Consider the following 13,464-nt stretch of genomic DNA (forward strand, 5'->3'; position numbering starts at 1 on the left):
AAGAGATATTATGGAACAGAATTTATCAAAAGAAACCCGTACTGAAAGTGATTTGATAGGAAGTCGTGAAGTACCGGAGAGTGCTTTGTATGGTGTACAGACATTAAGAGGCATTGAGAATTTTCAGATCAGCAAATTTCATCTCAATGAATATCCTTTGTTCATAAATGCGCTTGCTATAACTAAAATGGGAGCAGCGGTTGCCAACTATGAACTTCATCTGCTGACCAAAGAACAAACAGATGTTATCCTGAAAGCATGTAAAGAAATTCTTGAAGGTAAGCATCACGAGCAGTTTCCGGTAGATATGATTCAGGGAGGTGCCGGAACTACTACCAATATGAATGCCAATGAGGTGATTGCCAACCGTGCCCTTGAGTTGATGGGGCATAAGCGGGGAGAGTATCAGTATTGCTCGCCCAATGATCATGTCAACCGTTCGCAATCTACCAATGATGCTTATCCTACAGCTATTCATATTGGTCTGTATTATACTCATCTCAAACTAATGAAACATTTTAATGAACTTATTGAAGCTTTCCAAAAGAAAGCCGGAGAGTTTGCACATATCATTAAAATGGGACGTACCCAGCTGGAAGATGCCGTACCGATGACTTTAGGGCAGACCTTCAATGGTTTTGCAAGTATTCTTCGGGATGAAATTAAAAATCTGGATTTTGCGGCTCAGGATTTCCTGACGGTAAATATGGGAGCTACTGCTATCGGAACCGGCATAACGGCTGAGCCTGGATATGCAGAAAAATGCATTGAAGCCTTGCGGAAAATAACCGGACTGGATATAAAACTGGCCGATGATCTGGTAGGGGCTACTTCGGATACTTCCTCTATGGTAGGGTATTCGTCAGCAATGCGACGTGTTGCCGTCAAAATGAATAAGATTTGTAATGACCTGCGTTTATTGGCTTCCGGTCCGCGTTGCGGATTGGGTGAGATTAACCTTCCCGCCATGCAACCCGGTTCGTCTATTATGCCGGGTAAGGTAAATCCGGTGATTCCTGAAGTAATGAATCAGGTAGCTTATAAAGTAATAGGTAATGATCTTTGTGTAGCCATGAGTGGTGAAGCTGCACAAATGGAGCTCAATGCTATGGAGCCAGTCATGGCACAGTGTTGCTTTGAATCAGCCGATCTGTTGATGAATGGATTTGATACTTTGCGTACTTTGTGCGTTAATGGTATCACGGCCAATGAAGAAACCTGCCGTCGTCATGTACACGATAGTATTGGTGTGGTTACTGCACTTAATCCGGTGATTGGTTACAAGAATTCTACGAAGATTGCCAAAGAGGCTCTTGAAACCGGAAAAGGTGTTTATGAACTGGTGTTGGAGCATGATATTCTCTCTAAGAAAGACCTCGATACTATTTTGAAACCGGAAAATATGATTAAACCGGTAAAGCTGGATATAAAGCCGAATAAATAAGGCTTTATACAGTAAACGAGAGTGTAGGTTATTCCATGTATAAGCAATAAGCTTTTCTGCAAATATGTAATAGCTTTTAAGGAGGTGGAGTAACTGATTTGAATAAGCAAAACATGGGGATGTTCTTCTATAAAACATCCCCATGTTGTTGTATAAAACATCCGGATGTTTTGATGAAGAACATCCGGGCGTTTTTGTAATAGGGTAGTACTGTTTATTGGTGCAGGAATAAGATATACAGTACATTATATCGGTATATATTTGAACAGAAAAAGTATATAGTCTATATGTATACATCTAAAAGAAGAGTCAACTGTTAATTTTCAAGACATTGCCATCACATCACATTATCAAATGATTTACTCCTTTCACACAATTTTTTTTCGGTTTTATAGTTCTTTATACTGATGAACCGGTTTCTTTTTATATGTATCCTCACTACCCTGGCTTTGTTCTCTTCTTTGAAAGTCAAGGCGCAGTTTGATGTGCACTTCACTCAATACTGGGATTTGAAGGGCTTTTATAACCCTGCGTGGGCAGGACAGACTGATAAACTCAATATTTCCGGTACATACTCTATGCAAATGATGAACTTCACCCATGCTCCGCGTAGTATGTATTTTGGTGCTGACATGCCTTTTTCGCTGTTCAATAAAAAGCATGGAGTAGGAGCGGGTTTTTTCAATGAGGGTATCGGACTCTTTAGAAATCAACGTGTCTGGCTGCAGTATTCTTATAAGCACCAAATACGGAAAGGAAGGTTGGGCATTGGTTTACAGGTGGGCTTTATCAATGTCTCCTTTGATCCTGCAAATATTTATCTCGGAGAAGACCAACAGGATGATCCGGCTTTTCCTACCCAGCAACAAAGTGGTATGGGGCTTGATTTGGGGATAGGTGGATTTTATTCGCATCCGAAATTTTATGTCGGTTTCTCTGGGCAACATTTAACCTCACCAACCGTAGAATTCGGGACACAAGAGAGCGGTACGACCAATGAATTTAAGGTTGATCCAATGCTTTATTTCACGGGAGGATACAATATTCAGACTCGTAATCCGTTAGTTTCCATACAACCATCGCTCTTATTACAGAGTAATTTAACTTCGGTAAGACTCGATATGACAGGTCGTGTATTATACACTTTTAACGAAAGAGTATTTGTTGGTGGGCTCACCTATTCGCCGGGAGTTTCTGTTACAATCAGTCTGGGAGCTACGATTCGTGGAGTAACAGTAGGATATGCTTACGAAGCTTATACCTCGAAGATTGGGATCGGAAACGGGAGCCATGATCTGGTAGTAAGTTATGCGATGGATATCAATTTATTTAAGAAAAGTAAGAATAAACATAAGAGTATACGAATCTTATAATTGTGAAGAAAAGAATGAGAAGTAAAAACTGTATAGCAGTGACGTTGCTGGTCGCTTTGCTTTCTTCGTGTATGGGACGCATGGTAGGAGGAGGCTCCGGCGCACCTGGCGGAGAGGTGACAGGTGTCAGTACTACGGCATGGAACGAACCCGCCCCTTATGGCATGGTGCTGATAAAACGAGGTTCTCTGAAGATGGGTCCCGAAGAACAGGATTCGCTTTGGGGTGCTCCCGTACCGACAAAAGAAATATCGGTGGAGTCTTTCTGGATGGATGAGACGGAGGTTTCCGTGGCCAAATACAAACAGTTTGTATACTGGGTGCGCGATTCTATTATTCGTGAACGTCTTGCTGATCCGGCATACGGAGGCAATGAACTTTATAAAATAGAAGAAGACCGGGAAGGCAATCCTATCAAACCTTATCTTAACTGGTCGAAACCTATTCCATGGAGAAAAGCCACAGAAGATGAGCAGATGGCTATCCAGAGTGTCTATAGGAAACATCCGGTGGATGGGACGATGATGCTGGACGCTTCACAAATGAACTATTACTATGAAGTTTATGACTATGTGGAGGCTGCTAAGCGCCGTAACCGTCTGAATCCTACGGAACGCAATAAGAATACAGATATTCCTGCCAATCCGGATGAGGTGATTATGATTTCTAAGGATACGGCTTACATTGATGATGACGGTCGTATTGTGAATCGTACGATTACGCGTCCGCTCTCCAGCGAATGGGATTTTCTGAACAGTTACATCATTAATATCTATCCCGATACAACGTGCTGGGTAAATGACTTCCCGAATGCGAACCATGAGTCATATATGCGTTTGTATTTCAATCATCCAAGTTATAATGACAATCCGATTGTGGGTATCAGCTGGGAACAGGCAAATGCTTTCTGTGTGTGGCGTACCAATTATTTGCTTGCCGGACTCAAGGGACAAGCCCGGTTCATACAGCGTTATCGCCTCCCGACAGAGGCCGAATGGGAATTTGCAGCACGCGGACGTGATGGCAATAAATACCCGTGGTCTGACGAAGAGACGAAAGATGAGAAGGGATGCTACAAAGCTAACTATAAACCCGGTAAGGGAGACTATACGAAAGACGGTAACCTGATTACTACCCGGGTAGGGGCATATTCACCCAATGTGAACGGACTTTATGATATGGCAGGTAATGTCTCTGAATGGACATCGACAGTATATACAGAGTCGGGCGTGATGTCAATGAGCGATGTCAATCCGGATTTGCGGTACAATGCTGCTATAGAAGATCCCTACAGGATGAAGAAGAAAGTGGTTCGTGGTGGTTCATGGAAAGATGTCAATGCATTTATCCGTTCGGATGCCCGAACTTCAGAATATCAAAACGAACAGCGTTCCTATATCGGTTTCCGATGCGTACGTACACAGGTTGGTTATAATAAGAAAGGAAGATAATTATGGCAAATAGAGATAATAAGAGAAGTCTGCGGCAGAAAATACAGGATTTTATGTCTACTCCCAAGGGACAGACAATCATGAACTACGCTTACAACTGGGGAGCATCGGTAGTAATCATGGGTACGCTCTTTAAATTAACTCACTTGCCGGGGGCCAACTTTATGTTGTTTGCCGGGATGGGTACTGAGGTATTGATATTCTTCCTTTCTGCTTTCGATCTTTCGGGTGTGAAGCGGAAAGAAGAGGATGCCGGAGAACCCATGGTAGTGGGTGCTATGCCTGCTGGTGCAGTGGTTACCGGTGATACTTTACCCCAACAGGGAGTAATGCCGATGAATGCCGGTGCTATGGCCGGAGGGAATGTAGCTGCAGCCGGAGGAAGTCCTTCGATAGTAGTGGTACAAGGTGGTGCGCCTGTACAGGCAGGTGCTCCGGTGTCACCTGTTCAGTCTGTTGCTGATCCGGTGAATAATGCACCTGTTACTCCGGAGATGGAAGAAGCTACTACTGCTTATCTGGAGCAGTTGAAGGCGATGACTGAAATGCTTTCCCGTTGTACGGAACAGGCACAGACTATTTCTCAGGATACGGAACAAATGAATCTGTTGAGTAAAAACCTTGCAGGTATCAATGCTATTTACGAAATGCAGTTGCGTAGTGTAAGTACACAGATAGGAACCATTGACCAGGTACATGAACAAACTCGCAGAATGGCCCGTCAGATTGAAGAACTCAACGAAGTGTATGCCCGTATGTTGCAGGCTATGACTTCAAAATAAAAAAGAATAATTATGAGCTTTGGATCACAGACACCGCGCCAGAAGATGATAAACCTTATGTATATCGTTCTTATGGCATTGCTGGCACTCAACGTCTCCTCGGATGTGTTGCGTGGCTTTACCCTTGTGGATGAAAGTCTGACGCGTACTACATCCAATTCCTCCGAACAGAACCGTTCACTGTACAATGCATTGGCGGAGTCTATGGAGAAAAACCCTGAAAAGGTGGGGCCGTGGTATGATAAAGCAATGCATGTAAAGCGGATGTCCGACTCACTCTATGTTTTCGTGGGAGACCTGAAAGCGAAGATTAATGAATCAAGTCAGGAAGACCTGGAAGCAGCTTCTTATGTGATGTTTTCCCCCCGTACGGGTAAAGGAAAAGAATTGGCTTCGTGGATCAGTAAATATAAAACCGAAATTCTGGCACAGATAGAAGATCCGGTACAGAAGAAAATCATCAGCGATAACCTTACGCTGAACATTCCCCGTCTTTTTGAAGGTACTCCGGTGGCTGCTGCAGCTACTCTGCTTACAAAATTGCAGAGCGATATACGTTATGCTGAAGGTGAAGTATTACATACGCTGACAAAAGACATTGATGTACATGATGTGCGTGTGAATCAGATTAATGCTTACGTGATTCCCAGTTCGCAGAATGTGGTGCGTGGTGGCAAATTGAGTGCACAGATTATTCTGGCAGCAGTAGACTCTACCCAACGTCCTGCTATCTACATTGGTGACAAACAATTGCCCGAAGATGCTCATGGATTTTATGAGACGGTTTGTAATACTACCGGTGAGTTTACTCTTCAGGGATATATGGAATTGAACCGGGGGAATGGCGATATATTGCGTCGTGATTTCTCTCAGAAATATAATGTGGTAGAACCTTCTGCTACTGTTTCTGCTACTTTGATGAATGTGTTGTATGCCGGATATGACAACCCGATCAGTATTTCTGTACCGGGGGTTCCCAGCGGACAGGTACAGGCGAGTATTGCAAACGGCAATGGAACACTGCAACGGGTAGGCGGTGGCTATGTGGCACGCCCTACAGCTATCGGAAAAGAGGCCGTGATACGTGTTACGGCAACAGTAGATGGACGTACACAGGTTATGGGCGATTATTCGTACCGGGTGCGCCAATTGCCCGATCCTTCTCCGTTTATAGAGTATAAGGATGCCAATGGTAATATGAAACGTTATCGCGGCGGAAGTGGTTTGCCAAAAGCTGTGCTGATGAATACGGACGGTATTATTGCTGCCATTGATGATGGATTGCTGAATATTAATTTCCAGGTATTAGGCTTCGAAACTACTTTCTTTGATAATATGGGTAATGCTGTACCGGAAGTTTCATCCGGTGCCAGTTTCTCGTCCCGGCAGAAAGATATGTTCCGTCGCTTGTCACGTGGAAAACGCTTTTATATCTCACGGGTACGTGCTAAAGGGCCGGACGGTGTAGAACGTTCATTGCCAACGACACTGGAAGTGATAGTGAATTAATAACGAATTACAAATTACGAGTTACGAATGATGAAACGTAAAATTATTATAGCTGTTGGAGTTACCATGTTGTTAGGGATACTTCCCACATGGGCACAACCGAAGGCCCGCGCTGCTCAGGAAGAGAATAAGAGTGCCAACGAACTCTCTGTCCGTGCTCAGACCAGATATCCTGGTTCCAAATCACTTCCGCAAGATGTGGTATGGACACGTGAGATTTATCGTACATTGGATATGACGAAAGAAGAGAACGGAGCACTTTATTATCCGGTAGAACCAATGGGAGACAGAATGAATCTTTTCTCGTTGATCTTTAAATTGTTGGGGCAAAAGAAGATTCCGGCGTATGAATATACGTTGGATGGCACAGAGCGATTGACAGCTGATAATGAGATCAAGTTCAAGGATGTGCTTGACCGTTTCAGCATCTATTACGAACAGAGAAAACTGAAAGATCGTCGGGATAGCGTATTGGTTATAGAAAACAGTGATATACCTTCTGGTGATATATTGAGTTATTTTGTGAAGGAAGTGTGGTATTTTGACCAGCGTTCTTCTACTTACGGTTCGGTGATAACAGCTCTTTGTCCGGTATATCATCGCTCAGAAGATTTTAGTTCGGAACGGGTAAAATTACCTATGTTCTGGGTGAACTATAAAGATATTGCTCCTTATTTGAATGGAGCTATGGTGATGGCCAGCAACTTTAATAATGTGGCCAACCGTAGTATGGATGATTTCTTTGTTACCCGTCAATATAACGGGGAGATCTATAAAACTACCAATTTACAGAATCGTCCTTTGGCCGAATATTGTAAGACCGATAGTGCAATGATGAAGGAGCAGAAGAGGATAGAAACAGAACTGGCCAGTTTTGAAAAACATTTGTATGGATCGGATACACTTTCTACAGTTGCCAAACCAGCTATCAAAGAAAAAGTTTCTGCGAAGAAAACTGCAAAAGCGGCTGCCGAAGAGGCAGCAGTGGAGCAGGAAGCTACTGCTCAACCTGAGGAAACTGTAAAAACGAATTCAAAAAAGAAAGGGCGTGAAAAAACGACAAGCACTTCCAGCGCTCGTCAAGGCTCTAAACGTGAGGCGGCTGCTCCTAAAGCTTCGGTTCGCAGACAAAGACGATGAACAAAATAGTCCTAATTTGTGTTTTTTAATTTTAAATACATATCTTTGTCCCGAATTTTAAACACAATTTGATTATGAAAAGAATTATAAGTGTATTATTGGTAGCTGTATGTATAGGTATGGCTATGCCTGCCCAGGCACAACTTAAGTGGGGTGTTAAAGGTGGTGTGAATGTTGCAAAAGTGACTTTTGATGATAAACTTCTGAAATCAGATAATATGGCAGGTTTCTTTATCGGTCCCATGGCTGAATTTACAATTCCTGTTGTAGGACTGGGAATCGACGGTTCGCTGTTGTTCTCTCAGAAAGGTATTAAGGCTGATAACGACGCTGTAAAGCAATATGGATTGGATATTCCTGTGAATCTGAAGTATAATATAGGTTTGGGAAGTTTGCTGGGAATTTATCTCGCTGCAGGTCCTGATTTTTATTTTGATTTCAAAGGCAATGAAAATGGTTATGACAAGAGACGTGCAATGGTAGGTGTCAATGTAGGTGCCGGCTTGAAGTTAATTAAGCATTTGCAGATAGGTTTTAACTATAACATTCCTTTAGGAAAATCAGGTGATGTAACATGGAAAGATGGTTTTGATAGTGTCTTTAAAGCAGATAGTTATAAAACCAAGACTTGGCAGATTTCTGCTGCTTATCTTTTCTAAAATAGCTATTATTATATAACGCGGATTAACGCAAATTTACGCAGATAGTATGTTTAATCTGTGTAAATTTGCGTTAATCCGCGTTTTTGTTTAAAGTAGTCAATTGAGCCCTTTAACTCACTTTTCATACGTTTCTCTGCTTTGTATCTCTGCTCCAAAGCGGAGATAAACTGCATCTTGGCATAAAAAAGGAACGGGTTCATTTTATTCTGCTCCCGGTTTGCATTATCTTTGTCCTCGTAATGAAAAAATATGTTGATGTCATATTGCCACTGCCGCTTCCCCGGAGCTTTACGTATTCTCTCCCCGATGAGGGTGCGGAAAATATTCAGCCGGGGTGTCGGGTTGTGGTTCCTTTCGGACGGAAGAAGTTTTATACAGCTATTGTTTGTAATGTACATTTTTATGCCCCCGTTGAGTATGAAGTAAAAGAAATATCTGCTATACTTGATACTGATCCTGTTTTACTGCCGGTACAGTTTAAATTTTGGGAATGGTTGGCGGATTACTATCTCTGTACACAGGGAGATGTGTACAAAGCTGCTCTGCCCTCAGGGCTTAAACTCGAGAGTGAGACGATTGTAGAGTATAATCCGGATTTTGAGGCAGAAGGACGTTTGTCTGAGAAAGAACAACTCATCCTTGATTTATTGTCTAAAGAACCAGAGCAATGCGTCACCAAGCTGGAGAAGGAGAGTGGTATTAAAAACATTCTTACTGTTATTAAATCCTTGCTTGATAAAGAGGCTCTTTTTGTGAAGGAGGAACTTCGGCGAACCTATAAACCCAAAATCGAGGTTCGTGTTCGTCTGGCAGGTGTTCCCGATGAAAGACGCCTGCATATTCTGTTTGACATTCTCTCCCGGGCGCCCAAGCAGTTGGCTTTGTTGATGAAATATGTAGAACTTTCGGGGGTGTTAGGCAATACCCCTGTGAGGGAGGTGTCTAAGAAAGAATTGCTGGAACGTGCCGGTGTTTCTCCCGCTGTGTTGAATGGATTGGTGGAGAAGAAGATTTTTGAGGTGTATTCTTGTGAAATCGGGCGTTTAAATGTTCAGGTCAACAATGTGGTATCTCTCAATCCGTTGAATGAACACCAACAGCGTGCACATGATGAGATAACAGAGCAGTTTCGTGATAAGAATGTCTGTTTGCTGCATGGTGTTACTTCCAGTGGAAAGACAGAAGTATATATTCATTTGATTAATGAAATGATCCGGCAGGGAAAACAGGTTCTTTATCTGTTGCCGGAAATAGCACTTACTACTCAGATTACCGAACGCTTGAAACGGGTATTTGGTGCTCGTTTGGGGATTTACCATTCAAAGTTTCCGGATGCGGAACGTGTGGAAATCTGGCAAAAGCAATTGGGTAATGAAGGATACGATATTATATTGGGAGTACGTTCTTCGGTTTTTCTTCCGTTTCGGAACCTTGGCTTGGTGATAGTGGATGAGGAACATGAGAATACCTATAAGCAACAAGACCCTGCACCTCGTTACCATGCCCGTAATGCGGCAATTGTCTTGTCTTCTTTGTATGGTGCGAAAGTTTTATTGGGTACTGCTACTCCTTCAGTGGAAACCTGGTATAATGCTACTACCGGCAAATACGGTTTGGTTGAGTTGAAAGAGCGATACAAAGAAATCAGGTTGCCGGAGATTATTCCCGTTGATATAAAGGAGCTGCATCGTAAGAAGCGGATGGTAGGGCAATTCTCTCCGTTGCTTCTTCAATACATACGTGAGGCACTGGAGCAAAAAGAGCAGGTTATTCTCTTTCAGAACCGTCGTGGGTTTGCTCCGATGATTGAATGCCGCACTTGTGGGTGGGTACCTAAATGCAAGAATTGTGATGTCAGTCTGACTTATCATAAGGGTATCAACCAGTTGACTTGCCATTATTGTGGGTATACTTATCAGTTGCCCCGTTCCTGTCCTGCCTGTGACGGAACAGAGCTGGTTAATAGAGGATTTGGTACAGAGAAAATAGAAGATGATATAAAAATAGCTTTTCCTCAGGCGGCTGTGGCGCGTATGGATTTGGATACCACTCGTACCCGCTCTGCTTATGAAAAGATTATTGCCGACTTTGAACAGGGAAAAACGGATATTCTTATCGGTACACAGATGGTGTCCAAGGGATTGGATTTTGATCATGTCAGTGTGGTGGGAATTCTGAATGCGGATACCATGTTGAATTATCCGGATTTTCGTTCCTATGAACGGGCCTTTCAGTTGATGGCGCAAGTATCCGGACGTGCCGGAAGAAGAAATAAGCAAGGCCGTGTTGTATTGCAGACCAAAAGTATAGATCATCCTATTATCTCACAGGTGATGGCGAATGATTATGAACAAATGGTAAACGGGCAGCTTGCCGAAAGACAGATGTTCCATTATCCTCCTTATTACCGGTTGGTCTATGTATACCTGAAAAACCGGAATGAAGCAATGCTGGAACAAACGGCTGATGTAATGGCAGGAAAACTGCGTTCGGTATTCGGGGCACGGGTGTTAGGTCCGGATAAACCTCCGGTAGGACGTATTCAGACTTTTTTTATAAAGAAGATCGTTGTGAAGATAGAGTATAATGCTCCTATGAGCCGTGCGCGGGAGTTACTCCTGCAAGTACAGCGTGAAATGATTGAAGATGAGCGTTTCAAATCATTGATAGTGTACTACGATGTCGATCCTATGTAGATTTATATATTTATTTACCCTTAGAATAGAAACTATGAAGCGAATTACGGTATTTTTATTTTCTTGTATGTTGGGCACGGGAATCTCCTTTGCTCAGCAAGGAACAACCCAGTGTGGGGTGCCAACCGGACAAGCTCCTTACCCGGTGAACTCTTATATAGAGTTGCCGGACCCGGTGCAGCCCTCGGCGCAGGAATGGGCTGCGGTTAAATCTCCGCATACTTCCTGGGGAACCACAGATGTACGTTATGCAAAACATGTTGTGCCGGGGTTAAAACAGCAAAACACCCTTCGGTTACGTGCCTGGCGTGGCGAAAGAGTAAATGCGCAGGCCGTTGTATGGACGGGTAGCGAGGTAAAAGAGTTGAATTGCAGCCTCACTGATTTGAAAAATAACAAAGGTGACCTGATTCCTGCTGATGCCTGTAACCTTGGCTTTGTCCGTTATGTAATGACGGATGAACTGAATAAGGATAAGAAAGGTGGTTGCGGATATCGTCCCGATCATTCTTTATTTGATTCTTTGTTGGTGGCAGATCCAATAGATCATACCATACAGGATATGCAACTTCTGCCAATGACTACACAACCTGTTTGGGTAAAATGTCAGGTACCGCAATCGGTAGCTCCCGGAGTTTATAAAGGAGATTTACTGATTAAAGATGGTGAGCAATTGTTGGGTAAGCTTCGGTTAGAAATTCAGGTGTCCAACCGGGTATTGCCTGTTCCTTCCCAGTGGGCTTACCATCTCGATCTTTGGCAAAATCCGTTTGCTGTGGCCCGTTATTATCAGGTACCGCTTTGGAGTCAGGAACATCTGGATGTCATGCGGCCGTTGATGAAAATGTTGGCAGATGCCGGGCAGAAGATTATTACCGCCAGTATAATGCACAAACCCTGGAACGGACAGACAGAAGATTTTTTTGAAACGATGGTGACCTGGATGAAAAAGGCAGATGGTACCTGGAGCTTTGATTATACAGTGTTCGACCGCTGGGTAGAGTTTATGATGAGTACGGGGATCAACCGGCAGATAAATTGTTATTCAATGGTGCCTTGGGAACTCTCATTTCAATATTTTGACCAGGCTTCCAATACGCTGCAAGCGGTGAAGACGGTTCCCGGAGATAAAGAGTACGAAGAGATGTGGGTGGCTATGTTATCCTCCTTTTCGAAGCATTTACGGGAAAAAGGATGGTTTGATATTTGCACGATTGCTATGGATGAACGTCCGATGGACGTGATGCAAAAGACATTGGCAGTGATTCGCAAAGCCGATCCGGAGTTCAAAGTGTCTTTGGCAGGTAATTATCATGCAGAGATTGAACCGGCTCTTTATGATTACTGCATCAGTATCGGACAGGAGTTTCCGGTGGATGTGCGTATGCGTCGCGCTTCGGAGAATAAACCGACCACTTATTATACCTCTTGTGCTGAGGCTTATCCCAATACATTTACCTTTTCTGATCCGGCTGAGGCTGCCTGGATGAGCTTCTATTCAGCACAGAAACATTTGAATGGTTATCTGCGTTGGGCATACAATAGCTGGCCGCTCGAACCTTTGCTCGATTCCCGTTTCCGTACCTGGGCAGGTGGTGATACGTATCTGGTATATCCCGGTGCGCGTAGTTCCATCCGGTTCGAAAAGTTGATTGAAGGGATTCAGGCGCATGAAAAGATAACTCTGCTCCGTAAAGAATTTCTGGAGAAAGGTAACAAAGCAGGCTGGAAAAAGATAGAGAAGATGTTGTCTGCTTTCCGTCTGGCTGATTTTCCGGAGACACCAGCTGCTGTAACTGTAAATAGGGCGAATGAGATTTTGAACTCATTGTAGTGTGAGAAAGAACCCCTTATTATAAATTGGATTGAATTAATGAAGAAGATATTGTTTGTTTGCCTCGGTAATATATGCCGTTCCTCTACAGCCGAAGGAGTGATGTTGCATCTTCTGAAAGAAGCTGGGCTGGAAGAGGAGTTTGTGATAGACTCTGCCGGTATTTTATCTTATCATCAGGGAGAGTTGCCGGATAGCCGGATGCGTGCTCATGCCGCCCGTCGTGGTTACAATCTGGTTCACCGTTCCCGTCCGGTACGTACTGAAGATTTTTATAATTTCGATCTTATAATCGGAATGGACGACCGGAACATTGATGATTTGAACGAGCGTGCCCCGGGCCCGGAAGAGCAGAAGAAAATTCATCGCATGACGGAATATTGTACCCGTATTCCTGCCGATCACGTCCCTGATCCGTATTATGGAGGTGCTGAAGGTTTTGAGTATGTGATTGATGTTCTTGAAGATGCCTGTAGCGGGTTACTGAATAATCTACGGTAGAATATACTTAGTGTACTTTTGCATTTGTAGTGCTTATCGGTTAAAAGAAGAGCCATCTTCAACCTGTCCGAC

The 13,464-nt window shown here is 43.4% G+C and carries 10 protein-coding genes; all 10 read left to right on the plus strand.

What is annotated here, in order from left to right:
• Positions 1-10 precede the first annotated feature (10 nt).
• The 10 genes from VCM39_RS02105 to VCM39_RS02150 all read left to right on the plus strand — a co-directional run bounded on the left by VCM39_RS02105 (position 11) and on the right by VCM39_RS02150 (position 13,392).
• The gene (locus tag VCM39_RS02105; protein ID WP_322933507.1) at positions 11-1,444 is read left to right on the plus strand and encodes an aspartate ammonia-lyase; all 1,434 of its coding nucleotides are present in this window, start codon (positions 11-13) and stop codon (positions 1,442-1,444) included.
• Between the two features lie 407 nt (positions 1,445-1,851).
• Positions 1,852-2,817, plus strand: a complete 966-nt coding sequence (locus tag VCM39_RS02110; protein ID WP_002558117.1) for a PorP/SprF family type IX secretion system membrane protein — start codon at positions 1,852-1,854, stop codon at positions 2,815-2,817.
• Between the two features lie 14 nt (positions 2,818-2,831).
• Positions 2,832-4,268, plus strand: coding sequence for a formylglycine-generating enzyme family protein (locus tag VCM39_RS02115; RefSeq protein WP_002558116.1), 1,437 nt, complete (start codon positions 2,832-2,834; stop codon positions 4,266-4,268).
• Positions 4,269-4,270: 2 nt separating this feature from the next.
• Positions 4,271-5,050, plus strand: a complete 780-nt coding sequence (gene gldL, locus VCM39_RS02120) for a gliding motility protein GldL (protein ID WP_195349594.1) — start codon at positions 4,271-4,273, stop codon at positions 5,048-5,050.
• A 12-nt stretch (positions 5,051-5,062) separates the two neighbouring features.
• Complete coding sequence (gene gldM / locus VCM39_RS02125; RefSeq protein WP_221649206.1) at positions 5,063-6,559, plus strand: gliding motility protein GldM; 1,497 nt, start codon at positions 5,063-5,065, stop codon at positions 6,557-6,559.
• A 27-nt stretch (positions 6,560-6,586) separates the two neighbouring features.
• Positions 6,587-7,699, plus strand: a complete 1,113-nt coding sequence (gene gldN / locus VCM39_RS02130; RefSeq protein ID WP_322933508.1) for a gliding motility protein GldN — start codon at positions 6,587-6,589, stop codon at positions 7,697-7,699.
• A gap of 74 nt (positions 7,700-7,773) precedes the next feature.
• Positions 7,774-8,358, plus strand: coding sequence for a porin family protein (locus VCM39_RS02135; RefSeq protein WP_221649208.1), 585 nt, complete (start codon positions 7,774-7,776; stop codon positions 8,356-8,358).
• Positions 8,359-8,600: 242 nt separating this feature from the next.
• The gene (gene priA / locus VCM39_RS02140) at positions 8,601-11,057 is read left to right on the plus strand and encodes a primosomal protein N' (protein ID WP_322933509.1); all 2,457 of its coding nucleotides are present in this window, start codon (positions 8,601-8,603) and stop codon (positions 11,055-11,057) included.
• Between the two features lie 34 nt (positions 11,058-11,091).
• Positions 11,092-12,891, plus strand: coding sequence for a DUF4091 domain-containing protein (locus tag VCM39_RS02145; RefSeq protein WP_322933510.1), 1,800 nt, complete (start codon positions 11,092-11,094; stop codon positions 12,889-12,891).
• Between the two features lie 39 nt (positions 12,892-12,930).
• Positions 12,931-13,392 (plus strand): low molecular weight protein-tyrosine-phosphatase, encoded by a 462-nt coding sequence (locus VCM39_RS02150; protein WP_221649211.1) that lies wholly within the window; start codon positions 12,931-12,933, stop codon positions 13,390-13,392.
• The last annotated feature ends 72 nt before the right edge of the window (positions 13,393-13,464 follow it).

Source organism: Bacteroides mucinivorans (assembly GCF_034654355.2).
Lineage (GTDB): Bacteria > Bacteroidota > Bacteroidia > Bacteroidales > Bacteroidaceae > Bacteroides > Bacteroides nordii.

Coding starts and splice junctions, on each gene's coding strand:
- VCM39_RS02105 (WP_322933507.1), top strand. CDS start 11: ATGGAACAGAATTTATCAAAAGAAACCCGTACTGAAAGTGATTTGATA.
- VCM39_RS02110 (WP_002558117.1), top strand. CDS start 1,852: ATGAACCGGTTTCTTTTTATATGTATCCTCACTACCCTGGCTTTGTTC.
- VCM39_RS02115 (WP_002558116.1), top strand. CDS start 2,832: ATGAGAAGTAAAAACTGTATAGCAGTGACGTTGCTGGTCGCTTTGCTT.
- gldL (WP_195349594.1), top strand. CDS start 4,271: ATGGCAAATAGAGATAATAAGAGAAGTCTGCGGCAGAAAATACAGGAT.
- gldM (WP_221649206.1), top strand. CDS start 5,063: ATGAGCTTTGGATCACAGACACCGCGCCAGAAGATGATAAACCTTATG.
- gldN (WP_322933508.1), top strand. CDS start 6,587: ATGATGAAACGTAAAATTATTATAGCTGTTGGAGTTACCATGTTGTTA.
- VCM39_RS02135 (WP_221649208.1), top strand. CDS start 7,774: ATGAAAAGAATTATAAGTGTATTATTGGTAGCTGTATGTATAGGTATG.
- priA (WP_322933509.1), top strand. CDS start 8,601: ATGAAAAAATATGTTGATGTCATATTGCCACTGCCGCTTCCCCGGAGC.
- VCM39_RS02145 (WP_322933510.1), top strand. CDS start 11,092: ATGAAGCGAATTACGGTATTTTTATTTTCTTGTATGTTGGGCACGGGA.
- VCM39_RS02150 (WP_221649211.1), top strand. CDS start 12,931: ATGAAGAAGATATTGTTTGTTTGCCTCGGTAATATATGCCGTTCCTCT.